A 17,940-nucleotide genomic window follows, 5' to 3' on the forward strand; every position below is an offset into this window, starting at 1 on the left:
AACACCCTTGCCATCGTGGCAAACTGGCAGGACAGAACGGTGGAGGCGGCAGCACGGCCGGAGGGAGCGGGGCAACGGTGGCAGTGACGGTGACGGTGACGGACGACAGCACAGCCGACACGCTGACGGCCATGGGCCCCCGGCTGCGGACCGCGCGCGAGCGGCACGGCGCCACACTCACCGGCGTCAGCCGCGCGACCGGCATCTCGCTGAGCACGCTGTCGCGGATCGAGACCGGCCGGCGCAAGCCGACCCTGGAGGTGCTGCTGCAACTGGCGAAGGCGTACGACGTCTCCCTGGACGAGCTGGCCGGCACCGCACCCGCCGCGGCGGCCGGACCGCGCACCCCGGTGCCGCAGCGTTCCGGCACCGACAAGACGGTGCTACCGCTGACCCGGTACGTCGGGGGCCTGCACGCCCACAAGCACGTCCTGCCCGCCGTCGACGCGCCGCCGGCGCGGCCGCGGCAGGTCTCCCACGACGGGTACGAATGGCTGTGCGTCCTGTACGGGCGGCTGTGGCTGGCGCTAGGCGAGCAGGACCTCGTGCTGAGCGCAGGGGACGTGGCCGAGTTCGACACCCGCACCGCCCACGGAGTCGCGAACGCCGGACCCGGCGGACCGGTCGAATACCTGATCATATTCGGGCCGCAGGGAGAGCGCCTGCGACCGCGCACCCCGGCCCCCGACCGCGGGGCCCGGTAGCGCGGAGCACGGCGTCCGGGCCCAGCGACGGTGCCTGCGGCTTCACGCCCCGGCGGCGTCCGGATCACGTTGAACACATCTCCGACGAGCAGGCTCGCACGGAAGTCGCCTGCCGAATCGATGGCAGTACTACATCTACTCACCCGCCAGCGTCGCCCTGTGGATGCGGTCCATGCTCGTCGGTCCGGCCCTGGCATGCGCCGGCAACCGGCAATGGATCCGCAACGGCGTACGGAGAGCCGCAACCGACGCAAGCCGGACCTGACCGAGCGGATCCGCCGCCGTACGCCGTCGACCACCCGAACCGCGCACTGCGCTGTTCAGCCGGCAGGACCGATGCAGATCCACATGCCGACGCAGAACGCGAACACGATCCCCGTAAGGATAGCGAGAACTATCGGAAGCCCTGTCAGCGGCCCGCGGTTGACTGACGTCATGGACAGCACCACCGACCACCTGCACCGCATCGACGCCCTGCTGGCCCGCCCGGCCCCGGACATCGCCCGCCTGCCGGCCGACGGCGACCTCACCACCGCCCACCACCGCCTCGTCGAGGCGCTGCGCCCGCGCTGGGGGTCGTCGCGCATCCTCGCGACCGGCGGTTTCGTCGACCCCACCCTCGACGACGACAGCGGGCTGCCGCTGGCCGCCCCGTTCTCCGGGCGCCTGGCCGAGCTGTGCGGGTGGGCGGTGGGCGAACGCTGGATCGGCTGCGGGATCGTCCGGGACAGCGACGACGGCGCGTCGCACCTGGTCGCGGTGACGGCCCACCGGGCCGACCCGGCGGCGGCCTTCCTGCCCGCCGGGGACACGGAGGAAGCGGCCGACGTGCCGGACGACCGCTGGGTGCGGCGGCTCGCCGCTGCGACGGGCCGGCCGCACTCGCGGCAGTGGCCCGTCGACTGGTCGTCGGCCGAAGCCCGGCTCGGCACCGCCCTGCCCGCCGACTACCGGCGTCTGGCGGAGCACTTCGGCCCCGGCACGTTCGCCGGCTTCCTCGGCCTCTCCCTGCCCGGTCCCCCACCCGGCCGCGACGACCCGTTCCCACAGTTCCTGTGCCTCGTCGAGCAGGCCCTCCGCCTTGCCGAACTCGCCGCCGACCCCGGTATCGCCGACCTCTACCACCCCCACCGGCTCCGCCCCGCCCCGGGCGGGCTCCTGCAGTGGGCCGACTCAGTCCAGGCCGACCAGTTCTACTGGCTGACGGAGGGCACGGACCCGAACCGGTGGCCGGTCATCGCCCGCAACGAGGACGGCGACAGCTGTGCGCGGTTCGACGGTTCCACCGCCGAGTTCGTCCACCGGCTCCTCACCGACCACCGGCATCCCTTCTCGGTCGCCGAGCTCATCGCCCGCCCCGACTTCGAGCCGTACGAGCCCCACGTCTCCGACGACCCCTTCGAGGACCGCCGACTGCCGTAGCAGATCGGTTGACAGGTTCGCCGAGCGGACAAGGGACAGCCTGGTGGACCGACATGACCACCGTGGTCACGGCCTCGCCGTGCCCGACTCCTACGCGTTCTCGTGGTACTTCCACGGGTCGCCGCAACCGGTTCCGCCGATGCTGCACGCGGTCTGCGCGGTTCAGCCCCGCCCCCGTGGGGACGGCAGCGGGTTGGCCGGCTCGTGCAGCCACGCCCGGTGCTCGCCCCCGTCCACGGTCAGCCCGAAGCTCTCGAACCCCGGACGGCCTTCCCCCACCCACCACTGGAAGAACTCCTCGACCTCCGACCACATCCGACGGGGGCCCGACTGGCGGACCTCGAACCGGCTCGCGCCGTCCACGAAGTCCACCGTCGCCCAGGAGGTGACGCCCGTGTCGAACAGCCACAGGGTGGTCATACCGCCGCCGTCGCTGCGCCGGTAGTACACGTCGGGTACGGCCAGACCCACGACGAAGGACGCCAGCCAGTCGTCGACGACTTCGAGCGGGTTCAGGGTCGTGTACTCCTGCGCGGCGTTCCCGGGCCAGTCGCCGGGCAGGTAGTCGTCGACGGGCGGGGCCTGGTAGCGCTGCTGGCGCATGCGCATGAACGCCGAGGAGCCGGTGAACGGGCCCGTGGCCGCGCCGTCGGCGACGGTCAGCCGGGCGACGGCTCCGCCCCCGAAGAGCGGCGCGAAGGGCAGCACCAGCACGCCCTGCCTGCGGATCTGCCCGATCACGGCCGGGGGGACTTCCCGTACCGAGCACGTGAGGATTCCCCGATCGTACGGGGCCCCGGGAAGGTATCCGTGGGCCGCGTCGCCCACCACCGCGGTCGGAGCGGCGTCGAGGGCCCGGAAGTTCGCAGCGGCCCGGGCGGCGACCTCCGGGTCCAGCTCCACGGTCACCACGTTGTGCGCGCCCTGGCGCCGGGCCAGCAGTCCGGCGTTCCAGCCGGGGCCTGTTCCGCCTTCCCAGACTCTGTGGCCTTCGTGGACGTCCAGGTCGCGCAGCATGGAGGCGACCATCGTCGGCATGGACACCGACGAGGTCGGCTCCCGCTGCTGTCCGCTGTCCGCTCCGTCGTCCCACTGCGTCACGATCGCCACGTCGGAGTACGCGAGCTCCAGCCACCGCCCGGGGCTCTGCCCGCGGTCGCAGCGTTCGTAGCCGTCGCCGGTGCTCGCCCAGAAGACGTCCGGGAGGAACCCATGGCGACCGACGTCGAGGAACGCCTGCCGCCAACCGGGGGTCAGGGCACCCGAGGCCTCCAGCCGGTCGACCAGCCGGACCTGGACGTCGGCGGCCGCCGTCACTTGTGCTTCGGGTCGGGAGTCGGGCCCTGTCCGTCCGGGTTCGGCTTCGGGCCGATCTGCGGACCGCCGGGCTTGGCGTGGGCCCCGCCCTTGCCATCGTTCGGACCGCCCTTGTTCTCGTCACCCACGGTGCTTCCTCTCTGCTGCAGCACTCCGAAGATCTGCAGAGCAGAGGGTAGTCGACCGGACACCTGGCGTGAAGGAGCTCCTGTTCCTCTCGGGCCACGGGCCGGCCCGGTCGACGATGTGCGCGGCGCCGCCGCGTTACCCGCCCGGCCCGGGCAATCTCCTCACATAGCCTCAAGCCGTTCATGGAGCTCCTCGGCGAATCGCGTCCGGTAGACGCCGTGGACGATGGCCCCGGGAGACTGGTAGCCCCTGTGCTCAGGGTCCGAGACATCCCCGTCCCACGGCGCCACGCCTTCGGGAAGCAGCGGAGCACGGCCCAGGTACATCTGAGCGGCTTCTTCCAGCCGCAGCTCTCCCGCAACCACCGAGCTCCACAGCCCGTAGCCCTGCCCGACCACCCACATGCACAGATCCTCGGTGCTGTCCTCGGACCAGACGTCCCCGTCCACGCTCACACCTTCCGAGAAGTCGGCCAGCGATTCCGCCGCGGACTCGTATGCGAGCGCGAAGGCTTCAAGCACCTCACGCGAGTGGGACTCCAACCACGACTCCAGGGCAGACAGACGCGGTCGTGCCGCTTCCAGGACCTCCCAGAACCAATCAGGCACATGATCCGGTCCCATCTCGGCTCCTGTGTCAACGGCTGCGGTACTCGCCCGACCGTACAGCGCGGTGGAGTTCCGGGGACGCTCCCGGGCCTCATCGTCGGCGAATGGCGCTGACCATCTGCACAGTCACCGGTTCACCGTCAGGCACTGAGAGTGGTGGGGGGCATCGGCCTTCGGCCGATCCGGCAGTGCCGCGCCCGCTTCGCTGCGTCCGGTCGGACGGCGGCGACAATGCCCTCCCGCTGAACGCGTCGGGCTTCCGGCCGCAAAGAAGCCCCGGCAGGGGCTTCTCCGGCGCCCACCCCCTCCGGACTCAGCAGGTGGCGCTGATCATCACGGTCAGCCGGGGCAAGTCTGTGAACTGCACCTGCGCACCCACTGGCGCGACCGGCGCAAGGACAGCGAGGAGTATGCGGCGAAGGTCGCCGCCTGGACCGGTCCGGACACCGGAGAGGGCCCAGGAAACCTCTACCGCTACGACTCGGTCGTTGTGCACAACGGCTCGGATCAGCCGGTGTTCAACACCGTGGTGGTCCTGCGGACCGCTACGCCCGGCGAGCTTCCGGGCGAGACCGACGTGGTGAACATCGCCATCGGCTTGATTCCGCCCAAGGAGACGGTGCAGCGCGACATCAGCGTTGCGGCACTGCCGGGGACCGTTCAGCGACCCGTCACCATTGCGTTCCAGGACGCTCAGGGGCGGACGTGGGAGCGGGACGAAGCCGGCCAGCTCCACCGCGGGGAGCGAGTGAAGGGCACCACCATCGAAGCCGCCACCCGGCGAAACGATGACAGTTCGATCGGGCCTGCCACGCCCAGGGCCGGATTCCTGAGGCGCTTGCGGCGGCGGAGATAGGAGCCTCCACAGGCTGGCTCCCTCGCCTCAACCGGTCCCGTACCGGTCCCCGTGCGAGCTTGTCGGCCGCGGCCCGGTCGACGTCCTACGCCCACCTCACGAACTGCTCCGCGCGGCCCGCATGGTGAAGCATCCGCAGCCGAGCCTCGCGGCCGGCCGCCGAGCGGGATTCCAGCTGTCGCAAGAGGGCTCTCGCCGGGGCTGTTCGTAAAAGCGTCAGGGCCGTTGGCCGGAGAATGAGGCGGTCAGCCGGCCATGCCGGGAGTCCGGACCGCACCGGGCATCCGCAGGTCGTTTCCCTCCCGAGCACGGGTCAGGGTGCGGGTGGCCGCTTGCCCGATGCTTCGGCGGCTCGGTGGCACAGCTCGACGAGGGAGCCGAGGAGTGGGCCGCCGTACACGCGGGCGGCGGCGCACGGATCCGAACCGGTGCCGCCGGCCTGGCCGCCGGACGGCCGCACGGCGTCGGGAGCGGGCCGCGGTCGGGGACCGCCGGCCGGGAGGCCCGGTCGCCGTCCGGGGCCCGGCAGCGGTGTGCGCCCCGCCCGGGGCCCGCCTCCGTCCGGGTCTGCGGCCGGGTCCTCCTGTTCGCCCGCGGGCCCGGCGTCCGGCGCGGGGACGGGCTCCGCGCCCGCGGGATCCGGCGGGGGCGGCACGGGGCCCGGTGCCAGGGAGGCCGACGGGGCGGAGCGCTCCAGGGCTCCCAGGACGGCTGGGGCGACCGGCTGGTCGTCGGGTACCGGTCGCGGGCCCGTCCCGAGGTAGGCCCGTGGGCCGGCGTCCGCCGCCCCCGAGAGCAGTGCCGTCGCCAGGACGACCGCCACGACGGTGCCGCGTCCGAACGCCCGGGCCGGGGACGGGCAGCCGGGCGGGCGCCGGGCGACGGGGACCGCCGAGGGGGCGGACGCCGCCGACTCCACACGACGCCGACAGACCTCCGCGTTGCGCGACGCCGCCCACTGCTCCGACGCGCCCAGGCCGGCCCACGCGGTGGCGGCCACGCTGAACAGTTCGGCCGCCCGCCGGGGGTCGCCGCCGACCGCCGCGACGTACGCCCGCACCTCCTGCGCGCGCAGCGCCTCGGGATGCAGGGCACCGCGTTCCAGGGCGACGTGCTGGTGGAGCTCCTCGGCCAGGCGGGCCGCGAGGACCGTGTCCCCGGCTTCCATGGCGCCCCGGATCAGGGCCACCCGGGGGGCGTAGGCGGTCGGCAGCGTCTCGCCGGCCGTCCTCGGCGACGTGTCGGCCTTATCGGTCATGGGCCCCTCGCAGGTGGATTCTCCGAACGGTGGATCACGTCACGTATACCGGTCGCAGCCGCCCGGGCCGGTCCGCCGTCATCCCATCGGGTGAACCGTCCCCGACCGGTCCGGGGAGCTCCTACGTCGTTCTGGCCGTGCCGGTCGGCCGCCCGTCGGCCCGGCCATCGGTCGGGCACAGGCGTGGCGTCGCCGCGCGGAAATCGCCGCTTCGAGTGACAGGCCGTCAACGGAGCGGACGTCCGAGGCGCGGTGAACCCGGTGCTACGGCCCGGGACGCCTCCGTCGGAGGGCGGGCGTGGTGTCGGCGGCGCGTGAAAAGCGTTCGGCCGTCGCCGAGACGTGGTTGCCTCCCCTGGAGGGCAACGCGCCGAGAGGCCTCTCACCACGGGGACGCAGCCGCCGCTCCACGCTCCGTGGCGACGTGATGAGGAGTTCCTCGGCCGGTCGGGTGGCCACGACCGTCCGTCCTCGCAACTGGAGGCCTGCCCCTGGCCTTGTTCACGAGTCGTGGCGTCGGCTGTGCACGAGTCCGGGAGGCGTCCCGCACCGCAGTCGGTGATGCTCACGAGTTCTGCAGTCAGGCTGACCTGGGCTCCACGACGGGGTGCGCCCGGTGGACGCGCCCCCGCATCGTGGCTGACACGCCGGTCGCCGGCCCGTCCCGCGAGCGGGGACGGGCCAGCGGGTTCTCAGCGCAGTTGGCTGAACCAGCGCACGATGGCCGCCGTGCCGGCGACGTTGGAGCCGAGGTGCCTGGAGCCCGCGAAGTCCGGGGCAGCGAGGTCGACGACCGCCGCTTTCACGCCGTGCGATCGCAACGTGGCCTCGCAGCGGTCGGTGTTGGCGTTGGCCGCCTGCTCGTCGGCGTCGGCCATGTACAAGCGGACCGGGACGCGTGGTGCCCAGTCGCAGGTGCTGTCGGCCACCCGGAGTGCCTCGGCCAGGCGGCCGGTCGGGTGGCGCAGCATCTCGAAGCCGCGTGGGGTGAGCAGTGCGTCGATGGTGTCGGGCGTGCTGGCGAAGAGTTGCGGGCCGGTGTGCGAACCGTCGAACAGTGCCTCGACCGTGCTGCTGTACGGCTCCTGGAAGACCTCGTGCGGGGAGTCGTACAGATGGTGCAGCCGGTTCCAGGCGACGAGAAGGTACGCCGAGTACAGCACACTTGATTTCGGGTCGAGAGAGCCGTCGAGCAGTGCCGGCAGCTCGGAGTGCTGGAAGTCGTAGGCGCCGCTGACCGGCGCGACGGCTTCGAGCCGGAACCACCGGTCGTCGCCGGCCTGGAGTGCCCGTGCGAGTCCCATCGCCGCCGAGGCGCCCTGGGAGAACCCGGTGACCAGCACGTCGTGTCCCAGCGCCCGACCCGTACGCGGAACAAAGGCGCGGGCTGCCCGGAGCATGTCCAGGGAGGCCGTCGTCTCCGACGGCACATCCATCCAGGGATGGAGTCCCGGGCCGGTGCCCAGACCGATGTAGTCCGGGGCGGCAGCGGCGAACCCGGCGGACGCGTACGTGATGGCAGGTGAGGACACGAACCCGGCCTTGACCATGGAGGACGGGGCGTCGGAGCGGTAACTGACCGTGCCGTGGGTGAATGACACCGTCCGCAACTCGTGTTCGCCGCCGCGGGGCAGCACCAGCAGTCCGCTGGCGGTGATCTGTCGGCCGCTGGGGTCCACGGTGCGGTACACCAGCCGGTAGGCGTCCACTCCGAACCGGACAGTACTCGCGTCGTACCTGGCGGCGGTCAATGCCGCCGCGACATCCTCCTTCGCGGCCAGGGTGGTGATCTGCTGAACGGAAACCAACCGTCCGCGATCGCTTCGGTGCACCGTGTCCGCCGAGGCGGCTCCCGCCGTCACGGTCGCAGCGGCCAGGACGACCAGGGCTGTTCCGACGTTCAGCCGGCGAAGCACGGACCGTGGTTTGCCTGCTGAGTAGGTGGATTTCATGTCGCCGACGCTACGTACGGTCACCCTCGTGCCACAGCCCGGCCAGCGGGCGTATCCGTCCTGTGGCTATCCCTACCGCGACACCAGGCGCGAGCCGGGGAACCGTCGAAGGCCGGCCGACCACCGAAGGCTCCGACCCCACGGCCCTCTGCACTCCGCCCGCCGGCCCTCCGGGTGGAGGGCCGCGCCATCCAGCGACGTCGCTTCTCGTTTCTTGTGAACATCCGCAGCATTCAAGATCGCCAACTGCGGCCCGAACCGCTGCCCAAACGCTGCCGCCTCACATGAACGAAGCCACCTGCCCCCCGATCAGGAGCACGGCCGGTGGCGAGGGCCTCGGCGAGGTCGGTGAGCCGGTCCATGCTCGCAACCAGGCCGGCGGCGAGCCGGCCGATGGTCTCCGCGGCGCGGCGCGGGGAGCGATCAGGTCGACGACCCCGCCAACCGCACCGGCCTCGGCGACGACCCGGCCGTCCGGCCCGGAACCTGGCTGCGCAAGCAGGCGGGGCCCGCACCGAAGGGAAGCTGACCGACCAGTAGACCGCCCTCCTGGACGCTCTCCAGCGGCACGCCGAGACCGTCACTGGCTGAACTGCCCCGCACTCCGCCGTCCCGGCTCGCTCCGGTCCGGGACGGCCGCCCGTACCTTCCGGCTCCCCGAGGCGGAGTGCGGGGAGTTCTCTGGAGCCGTTGTTGCGCAGCCCTTCGTGTTGGCCGCCGAGTACCGGGCGAGTACCCGTCCGGCGCAGCGGCCGGCAGTGGTGGTCTGCGGTTTTGGCCGGGACGTGCCTAGCTTGGGTCTGTCGTTGACGGTGACGGGAGAAGGGGAAGTGACGTGATCGAGAGGTTGGACGGGCTGCCGGCGGGCGTCATCGGGTTCGAGGCCGGCGGCACGCTCTCGGCCGAGGACTACCGGGACGTGCTGCTGCCATCGCTGGAGGAGGCGGCGAAACAGGGCGGAGTGCGTTTCGTCATCGTCATCCGGGAGTTTCACGGCATGACCGGCGGCGCGTTGTGGGAGGACCTCAAGATCGGAGTCGAGCATCTGCGTGCCTGGAAACGGATCGCCCTGGTCACGGACATCGGGTGGATGGTTCACGCAACCGCCCTTTTCGGCTGGATGACACCCGGTACAACCAAGACCTTCCCGCTTGCGGAGCAGGCCGAGGCGATCGCTTGGGCAGCAGGGGGCTGAGGTCGAGGGACGCCGTCGCAACACCCGGGCGGCTGCTCTCCATCAGCACGGCCGGCCGTAGTGCATCGGGGTTCCGATCGCAGGCGTGTGGCGTAGGCTCGGGTCCGGCTCGTACGCCCTCGTGCCGAGGGGCCAGCCGTCGGTCGGGGCTTGCGAGGGGACCGGCGGGCCGGTCCCCTCTGCTCGCGAGGAGCGGGTGGTCTCGAAGCGCTGTGTGTGGCACGAGCGGCCCGTAGCCGGTTCGGGCCGTGCTGCTTCGGTTGCGAATTGCGACCTGCGAGGTTTGGCCCTGCGCGGTCGCGGCCCTGGGCGTGCAGAAGTGGCCGGCGTTCGAGGGCCCTCTCGTTGCCGGGCTGCGGGGCGGACCCGGGCTGCGCCGTTGACCGCGTTGCCGCGTTACCGCGGCGCCGGATGCAGCCGGGCGCCGTATTCTGAGGCTCTGATGCGACTTAGCCGTCCGGCAGGCCCGGGGGTCGTCCTGGCTTCGGTGCTCGCCGTGCTGGTCCTGGTGAACCTGGCCGGCAACGGGCTCCTGCCGGCTCTCGGCGTGGTCGGCGCCCCGTTGGCCATTGCGGTCCTGACCGTGATCGTGTGGTGGGCCGGTGGCACTCGTGATGATGTCGGCTTGGCCAGGGGGACGCTGTGGCGCGGCGCGATCTGGGCGGCGGCCCTGATAGGTGTGGTGGCCGTGGTCTACGCGATCGGCGCTGTGCTGCCGTTCACCCGTGAGCTATTCGCCGACCGGCGGACCGCGCACCTGCCGGGTGGGGAGGTGGCCGTGCGCGTGTTCGTCACTGTGCCGCTGGGCACTGTGCTCCTCGAGGAGTACGCGTTCCGCGGGGTGCTGTACGGGCTGATCCGGCGCTACCGCGGCACGGTGAAGGCCACCGTCGCCTCCTCGTTCCTGTTCGGCCTCTGGCACGTCCTCCCTTCCCTGCACCTGGCAACTCAGAAGCCCGCCCTCACCTCGGTCTTCGGGCACACCGCGGCGGGCGCCGTGGTCGCCGACCTCGGCGTGGTGCTCTTCACCGGGGCCGCCGGTGTGCTCTTCTGCGAGCTGCGGCGCCGCAGTAGCAGCCTGCTGGCGCCGATCGGGCTGCACTGGGCGACCAATGCGCTCGGCTACGCCGCCGCGTTCGCACTGGCGCGGCTGGCCTAGCACCCGTGTGGGCGCGGACCGCTGGTACGGCAGGAGCCCACGCGCGATCATGTGGGGACGGCGTACGACCGCCGGTCCGTCAGGACACCGGGGTCGGTGCGCCGCCTGCCGTGCAGTCCGCCGTCAGTGGATCGGTCGTCGCTTTTGAACACGCACGCCGAGGGCCCGAAGCAGGCGAGCAGGTTCGCCAGGTACCGGAAGGCGTCGGGCTTGACGCTTCCCGGCGGCTGGGGCGCGCTCCTGCTCTCGTGCCTCTCTCTCACCCCCTCGCTGTTGCCACGCGGCGGCGTCCTCCAAGGCCTGATCTGGGGCATCGCAGCCGCCATCGGCTACGGACTGGGCGTGCTCGCGGCATCCGTCTGGCGTGCGTTCGCCGACCGCGAGCCCCGGCAGCCCGGCCGAGGGTCGAGGCGGGCGTTCCTGATCAGCGCGGCTGTCTTGCTCCCGGTCTTCTTCGGACTCGGGCAGTACTGGCAGTACCTGATCCGCGGCATGATGGGCGTGAGCGACTACAACGTCGCGCTCGTCGTCCTGTCACCCGTCGTCGCGACGCTGGTGTTCGGTGTCATCCTGCTGATCGGGCGCGGCCTGCGGGCGCTGTACCACTGGACGGCGGACCTGCTCGACCGTCGCTTCGGCCGGCGCGCGGCCAGGGCCACCGGCTGGATCCTGGTCGCCGGCCTGGCCTACCTGGTGATCACCGGTCTCCTGCTGGAAGGCTTCGTCGGCGTCGCAAACGAGACGTTCTCACTTCACGACGGTACGACCCCGGAGGGCGTGCACCAGCCGACCAGCAGCCTGCGCTCGGGCGGGCCGAATTCCCTCGTGGCGTGGGACTCGCTGGGACACCAGGGTCGCGGCTTCGTAGGCACCGGCCCGTCGGAAGGTGACATCGCAAGGTTCACCCACCGCCCGGCCAAGGAACCCGTCCGGTCGTACGCCGGCCTGGGGTCGGCGGACGACACCCAGGCCCGGGCAGCTCTGGCGGTCAAGGACCTCGAACGCGCGGGCGGTTTCCAGCGCGCCAACCTGCTCGTGGTGACCACGACCGGAAGCGGCTGGGTGGACCCGGCGTCGGTCGACACGTTCGAGTACCTCGCCGGCGGCGACACCGCGACCGTGGCGATCCAGTACTCCTACCTGCCGTCCTGGATCTCCTATCTGGTCGACCAGTCCAAGGCCAGGGCGGCCGGCCGCGACCTGTTCGACGCGGTCTACGACGTCTGGTCGAAACTGCCCCAGGCCAACCGGCCCCGGCTGCTCGTCGCCGGGGAGAGCCTCGGCTCCTTCGGCGGCGAGGCAGCCTTCAGCGGCGAGTACGACCTGCGCAACCGCACCTCGGGAACCCTGTTCGCCGGCCCGCCCAACTTCAACACGCTGTTCCGGGAGTTCAGCGACAACCGTGACCCCGGCAGCCCCGAGATCCAGCCCGTCTACAAGGACGGCCGGACCGTGCGCTTCACAAACGACCCGAACGCGGGGATTCCACCCGCGGGTCAACCATGGGAGGGCAGCCGTGTGCTGTACCTGATGCACCCCTCCGACCCGATCGTCTGGTGGAGCCCGAACCTGATCTTCAACGAGCCCGACTGGATCGCCGAGACGCCCGGCAGCGACGTCCTCAAGGGGATGGTCTGGATCCCGTTCGTCACGTTCTGGCAGGTCACCGCCGATCTGCCGTTCTCCACCGGCGTGCCGAGCGGCCACGGCCACGCGTACAAGGCCGAGTACGTGGACGGATGGAACGCCGTCCTACAGCCCTCGGGGCTCACCGCAGAGGACCTCCAGAACCTCAGGAACATCGTCGCCACTGGTGGATAGCCCCGAGTCGGAGACCCGCCCTGAGCCTCAAGACGACCGGCAGCCACCGGAACGCCTTCGCGAAGGCGGCCCGACCAGTGACCGAAGCAGATCCGCCCGAGCACCAGGAGCCACGCCATGGACACCCGGACCGGAGCACACCCAGGCATCGTCGTCGGCGTCGACGGCTCGGCCTCCTCGCGCGAGGCGCTGGCCTGGGCCCTGCGCCAGGCCAGGCTCGACGGCCGCGAGGTCGAGGCGGTGATCGCCTGGCACCTTCCACCGACCAGCGGCTGGGGCGGAGTGCCCGTACCGGGGTCCGCGCTTGAGGAGGCCGCCCGCGAGACTCTCGCCGAGGCCGTGGACGGTGAACGGGCGGCTGTGCCGGACGTGCCCGTGACCCGGCGGGTGGTTGAGGGGAACGCCGGGCAGGTACTGGTCGAGGCCTCCCGAGGGGCGGGGCTGTTGGTGGTGGGGTGCCGCGGACTGGGCGGCATGGCCGGCGTGCTTCTCGGCTCGGTGAGCCGGCACTGTGCCGAGCACGCGAAGTGCCCGGTCCTGGTCGTCCGCGACGGGGCCGCCTGACTGCCGTCGCAGGCAGCGCCGCACCTGGGTCACGGTCGTCGCCCGGGCAGGCGATGGCGCCGTCGATTCAGTGGGCGGTGGTCGGTCCGGTGGGCCCGGTCGGGATTGTGTACGCGGCGGCGTAGCGGGCGGAACTCGGAGGGGCGGACGCGGCCGACGAGGAGTGCCAGGGCGATGCCGAACGCGCATAAGGGGGTGAGCCCAATGCAGGCTCGGGAGAATCCGGTTGCGAGTGCGTCCGAGGCCGTGGCGTCTGCCGCTTGGTGGCGGCTGGAGACCGAGTTGGAGATGGCTGCGGTCACGGCGGTGAGGACTGCGGCGCCGACAGCAGGACCATGCCCATGACCAGGAACATCGCCTTCGGGAACTCCTTGGCGGGGTCGCGCAGCTTGTTGACGTGGACGGTGTTCATCTCCATACCGGAGTAGCTGAGGAAGTTGTTGACGATCAGCACCAGGCTGGCGATGCCGGTCCACTGGGGGAAGATGTGGGAGACGTCCATCGGCGCGGCCGAGGGGTTGCCCTGTCCGAGGAAGGCAAACCCGAGCAGGATCGGCAGCGTGCCGGGGATCAGCGTTCCGACCCTTCGTGGCCGACACGCGTCGGCCTGCGCTCACCGGGGCAGCCGTTCAACCGATTGGCCGCACTCTGTCGGCCGCGGCTCCGGCCCCTCCTCGGATATCCCAGAAAACCAGGGGTCTGAATCCACACAGCACAGCCGCCAACCGCCGGCTCGCTCCCATCACGGGACTCCGGGCCGCTGTGCTGATCCCGCTTCTCCTGCCGTGCCTCCGGCCGGCCGTCCTGGGGTGAGGCTCCGTCCGGGTGGGTTCGGGGTTGGGTGGCCGCAGAGTGTGGGACACGCGGGGAATGACGAACTCTTCTGCTGACCGCCACCGGCGGCCCCAGCCGACCACCCGCACCGCTGCGCCTGTCCGCCCGGCCCCGGAGGCGTTCGACAAGGGTGCTGGCGGCAATGAGGGTCGGCAGCGCCGGAGCGCAACCCGCTGCGAGCAGTGCCAGGCCGGTCAGGGCGAGGAGGACGACGAGGAACGAGCGGTGTGGGAGCCGGTCGCCGAGCGGCACCAGCAAGACCATCCCGGCCGTGTAGCCGGCCTGTGTGGCGGTCACCACCGCAGCGGCCGAATCGGGCGACACGCGCAGCCCGGCGGCGACCAGTGGACCGATGGCCTGCGGAAAGTAGATGTTGCCCACTGCCACGGCGCATGTGACAGCCAGGATCAGGACCATCCGGCGGCTCATCCGTCAGTCCACCGGCCCGCCCGCGACGTAAATGACCTGGCCGGAGACGAACCCTGCCCCGGGACTTACGAGGAAGGAGGCGGTATGCGCGATGTCATCCGGCAGGCCCACCCGGCCGACCGGGATGGACTGCTCCGCCCTGTGCCGGAACTCCTCGAAGCTCAGGCCGAGCCGCCGGGCCGAGGCCCTGGTCATGTCGCTCACAACGAATCCCGGCGCGATGGCGTTCGCGGTCACGCCATGCGGGCCGAGCTGGAGAGCGAGGGATTTGGTGAATCCAATCAAACCCGCCTTTGCGCTGGCGTAGTCGACGCGGCCGGCATCACCGACAGCGGAGATGCTCGACATGTTGACGATGCGTCCCCATCCTGCCGTCACCATGTGCGGGCAGACGGCCCGGGCGGCGAAGAAAGGGCCGCTGAGGTTGATCCCCAACACCGTGTCCCACTGCTGCGTGGTCATGTCCACAAGGTCAGCGCGGGGTCCGATGCCGGCGTTGTTGACCAGCACCGTCGGCGGCCCGAACGCGGCGGCGATCCGGGCGACGGCCGCAGTGACCGCGGCCTCGTCGGCGACATCAGCGGCGACGGCCAGCGCTGCCCCGCCGACACTTGTGATGGCCTCCACGGTATCGGCGCAGTCCGCCTCGTCCAGATCGATCACGCCGACCGCCATGCCGTCGCCCGCCAGGCGCCTGGCAACAGCGGCGCCAATACCGTGGGCAGCACCGGTGACAACCGCCGTCCGCTGCACATGAATTGTGGGTGTCATGGGACGAAGTCCACGGCATCGACGTTGCGTCGCCAATCGATGTAGCGTATGGCTTAATGATCAGCTTTGTACTCGGCGTTGAGGACCTCGCAGACACCCGCTTCGCCCTCTCACCCCTGCACGAAACCCTGTTCAGCCTGCGGGTGCTCCAGGATCCCGGCCTTTCGGCGCTGCATCTGCCCTGGCGCAGGTCCGTACTCGGCAGACTCGGCACGCTCGACACCGGTCTACTGATGTCCCTGGTCGCCCAGCGGCGTACCCTCCCCGACTTCTTGACCCCGAATCCCGCGAGCTTCGCACCGGCCTTCGAAGAAGAACTCTCCGTCGTCCGCCAGGCATCCTGCGCTCAGGTCCGCCACGACCTGCTGCTCGCGCACGCACCCGACCCAGTTCCCGAAGCGCTCCGCGACGCCACCGCCGCCGAAGACGCACCTGTCGCCAGACTCCGCGACGCCATCTGCGATCTCCTGCGGCAGTACTGGGAGGTGGCCATCGAGCCGATGTGGCCGCACATGCGGCTGGTGCTGGAAGCCGACATGACCTACCGCGCCCGCCGGCTCGCCCTGGGGGGCGCCCGACTGCTGTTCGCCGACATGCACCCGAACCTGCGCTGGCAAGGCGGAGAGCTGTACATCGACAAGATGATCAGCAGGCATCGGGTGGCGGCATCCGGCCGGGGGCTGCTGCTCCTACCGTCCGTGTTCGCACACAAGCCCGCGCCCCCCGTAAGCCCGGACGAGCCGCCGAGCCTCGTCTATCCCAGCCGGGGAGTAGCCACGCTGTGGGGCTCGGAGATGCCGACCGTCGACACAACCGCCCTGGTATCTCTGCTCGGTTCGTCCCGAGCCAGACTGCTCAGCCTCCTGGAAGAGCCGCTGTCCACCGTAGAGCTCGCCCGCCGTCTCAGGGTCACCCCAAGCGCGGTCTCCCAACACCTGCGCGTCCTGCACTCCACAGGACTGGTCACCCGGACACGTGACGGACGGCATGTGCTGTACCGGAGAAGCACGCTCGGCGACCGGCTCACGACCACCGCTACCAGACCGCGAACTCACGACAGCTGAGGATCAGCAGTCCGTCTCCGCCCACCCCCGCCTGGCCGGGCGACTGCACTCCACCAAGCCGCTGACTGGGTCCCCACCCGTCTACTGACCGGCTCGCCCTGTCGGCAAACGATCGAATGACGACAGGCGCGACTGGCGTCCAATGAACCCGGACTTTCAGGGGCCTGACGGCGGCTCGGATCCAATCAGATCCGATGGCGGCTGATGACAGGGTTTGCTGACAGCTAGGGTCGAATGCGACCACCACAACGGGGAGCGGCATGGCCAACCTGGTCTACAAGCGGGTGTCGACCGACCAGCAGTCGACCACCAGCAGAACCTCGTCCTCGACGAGGCCGGGATCGAGGACCCGGTCGTCTTCGAGGAGGACCCCGGTACCTCCAGCCGTCTCCACCCTCTCCAGCGGCCGAAGTTCGGCGAGCTGCTCACGTACGCGCGGCCGGGCGACACCGTGCACATCTCCGAGATGTTCCGCCTCGTGCGCGGAACCGGGCACATCCTCGACGTACTCGACGTCTTCCACCGCGACCGCCTCGCCCTGCGCATCCACGACGGCGCGTTCTCCGCGATGGACCTCACCGCCCGCCACCTGCGCACTGGAGAGCTGCTGTCCACGGTGAAGTTCATGGTGCAGACCCTCGCCGCCGCCGGCGAACTCCAACGCGACCTCCAGCGCGAGCTGACCTACGACGGGCTGCGGGCCGCCGAGGCCAAGGGCAACAAGGGCGGCCGTCGATCGGTCGTCACAGCAACACCGGTTTCCTGGTCCGTTCCTACTCGGACTCCCTGAGCCACGCGGGTTCAGGGAAACCGAAGCTTCTTCAGTGCTGAACGAACCTACGGGCTGCGGCCGTGGCCGTGGCCGGATGGTGCGTACCGTCGCGGACTACCTCTGGCCGCACAGCCGGTTCTCTGACTAGAGTCAGAGAATGGATGGGACGGAGATTGATCAGGTGCGGCGGTTCAACCGCACCGTCACCGAACGCGTGGGCGTGCTTCACGATCACTACCTGGGCCGCGACCGGCCCGTCGGCGAGGCGCGGCTGCTGTGGGAGATCGGCGAGCAGGGCCAGGACGTACGGCGGCTGCGCGAGCGCCTCGGGCTCGACTCCGGGTACGTCAGCCGGCTATTGCGCTCTCTGGAGACCGACGGCCTGGTGACGGTGGAGCCGCAGCCCCGGGACAGACGGGTGCGTACCGTTCGGCTCACCGACGCGGGCCGCGCGGAGCACGCCGCGCTGGATCGCCGCAGCGACGAGTTGGCCGGCTCCCTTCTGGAACCGCTCAACACCGCCCAGCGCGTCCGGCTGGTGGCCGCCATGGCCGAGGTCGACCGCTTGCTGACCGCCGCGACGGTCGCGCTGGACGGTGTCGACCCGGACCACCCCGATGCCCAGTACTGTTTGCGGTCCTACTTCACCGAATTGCAGGAGCGCTTCGAGGCCGGTTTCGACCCTGCGCGGAGCCTGCTGCCCGACGCGGGCGAACTTCGGCCGCCGCACGGGCTGTTCCTGGTTGCCCGGCTGCACGGTGAGCCCGTCGGCTGCGCGGGTCTGAAGCTACCGCCCGGCGCCCCGGCCGAGGTCAAGCGCATGTGGGTCGCGCCCCACACCCGGGGCCTCGGCCTCGGCCGGCGGTTTTTGGCCGAGCTGGAGGCTCGGGCCGCCCGGCACGGCTTTCACGTACTGCGCCTGGACACCAACAAGGCTCTCAGCGCCGCGATCGGCCTGTACCACTCCTACGGCTTCGAGGAGGTCACCGCCTTCAACGACGAGCCGTATGCCCACCGCTGGTTCGAGAAGCGGATCACCACAGCGTCGTCGGAGTGAGGGTTGCGACGACCTTCAGGTCCACTGC

General features: G+C 70.9%; 17 protein-coding genes. 10 read left to right on the forward strand and 7 right to left on the reverse strand.

The genetic code is table 11. The features are described 5' to 3' along the window. The first annotated feature begins 131 nt into the window (after positions 1–131). Together ACFVVA_RS32640 and ACFVVA_RS32645 are read left to right on the forward strand one after the other, a co-directional pair. Positions 132–704: a helix-turn-helix domain-containing protein gene (locus ACFVVA_RS32640; RefSeq protein WP_387694398.1), complete on the forward strand. Its 573-nt coding sequence runs from the start codon at positions 132–134 to the stop codon at positions 702–704. Positions 705–1,139: 435 nt separating this feature from the next. Beyond that, positions 1,140–2,126 (forward strand): hypothetical protein, encoded by a 987-nt coding sequence (locus tag ACFVVA_RS32645; RefSeq protein WP_387694367.1) that lies wholly within the window; start codon positions 1,140–1,142, stop codon positions 2,124–2,126. 162 nt (positions 2,127–2,288) lie between these two features. Here ACFVVA_RS32645 and ACFVVA_RS32650 read toward each other — a convergent pair whose 3' ends face one another. From ACFVVA_RS32650 to ACFVVA_RS32660, 3 genes are all read right to left on the reverse strand, one after another. Then, complete coding sequence (locus ACFVVA_RS32650) at positions 2,289–3,443, reverse strand: protein-L-isoaspartate(D-aspartate) O-methyltransferase (protein ID WP_387694368.1); 1,155 nt, start codon at positions 3,441–3,443, stop codon at positions 2,289–2,291. After that, on the reverse strand, positions 3,440–3,571 hold the full coding sequence (locus ACFVVA_RS32655; protein ID WP_331768627.1) for a hypothetical protein: 132 nt from the start codon (positions 3,569–3,571) through the stop codon (positions 3,440–3,442). The genes ACFVVA_RS32650 and ACFVVA_RS32655 overlap by 4 nt, the downstream gene beginning before the upstream one ends. A gap of 162 nt (positions 3,572–3,733) precedes the next feature. Next, positions 3,734–4,195: a hypothetical protein gene (locus ACFVVA_RS32660; protein WP_387694369.1), complete on the reverse strand. Its 462-nt coding sequence runs from the start codon at positions 4,193–4,195 to the stop codon at positions 3,734–3,736. A gap of 499 nt (positions 4,196–4,694) precedes the next feature. Between ACFVVA_RS32660 and ACFVVA_RS32665 the strand changes: the two genes are divergently transcribed. Continuing rightward, positions 4,695–5,036 carry a hypothetical protein gene (locus tag ACFVVA_RS32665; RefSeq protein ID WP_387694370.1) on the forward strand — a complete coding sequence of 114 codons (342 nt, stop codon included), beginning with the start codon at positions 4,695–4,697 and terminating at the stop codon, positions 5,034–5,036. A gap of 313 nt (positions 5,037–5,349) precedes the next feature. Here the strand turns inward: ACFVVA_RS32665 and ACFVVA_RS32670 are convergent, their stop codons facing one another. Together ACFVVA_RS32670 and ACFVVA_RS32675 are read right to left on the reverse strand one after the other, a co-directional pair. Beyond that, a complete protein-coding gene (locus ACFVVA_RS32670; RefSeq protein WP_387694371.1) occupies positions 5,350–6,294 on the reverse strand; it encodes a hypothetical protein in 945 nt (314 codons plus the stop codon). A gap of 692 nt (positions 6,295–6,986) precedes the next feature. Next, positions 6,987–8,102: a lipase gene (locus tag ACFVVA_RS32675; RefSeq protein WP_387694372.1), complete on the reverse strand. Its 1,116-nt coding sequence runs from the start codon at positions 8,100–8,102 to the stop codon at positions 6,987–6,989. A 979-nt stretch (positions 8,103–9,081) separates the two neighbouring features. Here ACFVVA_RS32675 and ACFVVA_RS32680 point away from each other — a divergent pair. The 4 genes from ACFVVA_RS32680 (at position 9,082) to ACFVVA_RS32695 (ending at position 12,985) form a co-directional block, all read left to right on the forward strand. Continuing rightward, a complete protein-coding gene (locus ACFVVA_RS32680) occupies positions 9,082–9,441 on the forward strand; it encodes an STAS/SEC14 domain-containing protein (RefSeq protein ID WP_387694373.1) in 360 nt (119 codons plus the stop codon). A gap of 442 nt (positions 9,442–9,883) precedes the next feature. Continuing rightward, on the forward strand, positions 9,884–10,600 hold the full coding sequence (locus tag ACFVVA_RS32685) for a CPBP family intramembrane glutamic endopeptidase (protein WP_387694374.1): 717 nt from the start codon (positions 9,884–9,886) through the stop codon (positions 10,598–10,600). Positions 10,601–10,810: 210 nt separating this feature from the next. Continuing rightward, the gene (locus ACFVVA_RS32690; protein WP_387694375.1) at positions 10,811–12,421 is read left to right on the forward strand and encodes an alpha/beta hydrolase; all 1,611 of its coding nucleotides are present in this window, start codon (positions 10,811–10,813) and stop codon (positions 12,419–12,421) included. A gap of 117 nt (positions 12,422–12,538) precedes the next feature. After that, entirely contained in the window at positions 12,539–12,985 is a 447-nt protein-coding gene (locus ACFVVA_RS32695; RefSeq protein WP_387694376.1) for a universal stress protein, read from the forward strand. Between the two features lie 298 nt (positions 12,986–13,283). On the opposite strand, the gene ACFVVA_RS32700 is transcribed toward ACFVVA_RS32695, so the two are convergent. Continuing rightward, entirely contained in the window at positions 13,284–13,487 is a 204-nt protein-coding gene (locus ACFVVA_RS32700) for a hypothetical protein (protein ID WP_387694377.1), read from the reverse strand. Between the two features lie 764 nt (positions 13,488–14,251). Further along, complete coding sequence (locus ACFVVA_RS32705) at positions 14,252–15,019, reverse strand: SDR family NAD(P)-dependent oxidoreductase (RefSeq protein WP_387694378.1); 768 nt, start codon at positions 15,017–15,019, stop codon at positions 14,252–14,254. Positions 15,020–15,075: 56 nt separating this feature from the next. Here ACFVVA_RS32705 and ACFVVA_RS32710 point away from each other — a divergent pair, with 56 nt between their 5' ends. From ACFVVA_RS32710 to ACFVVA_RS32720, 3 genes are all read left to right on the forward strand, one after another. Further along, on the forward strand, positions 15,076–16,083 hold the full coding sequence (locus tag ACFVVA_RS32710) for an ArsR family transcriptional regulator (RefSeq protein WP_387694379.1): 1,008 nt from the start codon (positions 15,076–15,078) through the stop codon (positions 16,081–16,083). A 214-nt stretch (positions 16,084–16,297) separates the two neighbouring features. Further along, complete coding sequence (locus tag ACFVVA_RS32715) at positions 16,298–16,873, forward strand: recombinase family protein (protein ID WP_387694380.1); 576 nt, start codon at positions 16,298–16,300, stop codon at positions 16,871–16,873. A gap of 139 nt (positions 16,874–17,012) precedes the next feature. Next, the gene (locus ACFVVA_RS32720; protein ID WP_387694381.1) at positions 17,013–17,912 is read left to right on the forward strand and encodes a GNAT family N-acetyltransferase; all 900 of its coding nucleotides are present in this window, start codon (positions 17,013–17,015) and stop codon (positions 17,910–17,912) included. The last annotated feature ends 28 nt before the right edge of the window (positions 17,913–17,940 follow it).

Source organism: Kitasatospora sp. NPDC058048, from assembly GCF_042885555.1.
GTDB classification, from domain to species: Bacteria; Actinomycetota; Actinomycetes; order Streptomycetales; family Streptomycetaceae; genus Kitasatospora; species Kitasatospora lactacystinica.

What these genes read in the sequence shown, in the direction of transcription:
- ACFVVA_RS32705 (WP_387694378.1), bottom strand. Translation starts at nt 15,019, where the DNA reads ATGACACCCACAATTCATGTGCAGCGGACGGCGGTTGTCACCGGTGCT.
- ACFVVA_RS32645 (WP_387694367.1), top strand. Translation starts at nt 1,140, where the DNA reads ATGGACAGCACCACCGACCACCTGCACCGCATCGACGCCCTGCTGGCC.
- ACFVVA_RS32640 (WP_387694398.1), top strand. Translation starts at nt 132, where the DNA reads ATGGGCCCCCGGCTGCGGACCGCGCGCGAGCGGCACGGCGCCACACTC.
- ACFVVA_RS32700 (WP_387694377.1), bottom strand. Translation starts at nt 13,487, where the DNA reads ATGGACGTCTCCCACATCTTCCCCCAGTGGACCGGCATCGCCAGCCTG.
- ACFVVA_RS32695 (WP_387694376.1), top strand. Translation starts at nt 12,539, where the DNA reads ATGGACACCCGGACCGGAGCACACCCAGGCATCGTCGTCGGCGTCGAC.
- ACFVVA_RS32670 (WP_387694371.1), bottom strand. Translation starts at nt 6,294, where the DNA reads ATGACCGATAAGGCCGACACGTCGCCGAGGACGGCCGGCGAGACGCTG.
- ACFVVA_RS32685 (WP_387694374.1), top strand. Translation starts at nt 9,884, where the DNA reads ATGCGACTTAGCCGTCCGGCAGGCCCGGGGGTCGTCCTGGCTTCGGTG.
- ACFVVA_RS32660 (WP_387694369.1), bottom strand. Translation starts at nt 4,195, where the DNA reads ATGGGACCGGATCATGTGCCTGATTGGTTCTGGGAGGTCCTGGAAGCG.
- ACFVVA_RS32710 (WP_387694379.1), top strand. Translation starts at nt 15,076, where the DNA reads ATGATCAGCTTTGTACTCGGCGTTGAGGACCTCGCAGACACCCGCTTC.
- ACFVVA_RS32720 (WP_387694381.1), top strand. Translation starts at nt 17,013, where the DNA reads ATGGATGGGACGGAGATTGATCAGGTGCGGCGGTTCAACCGCACCGTC.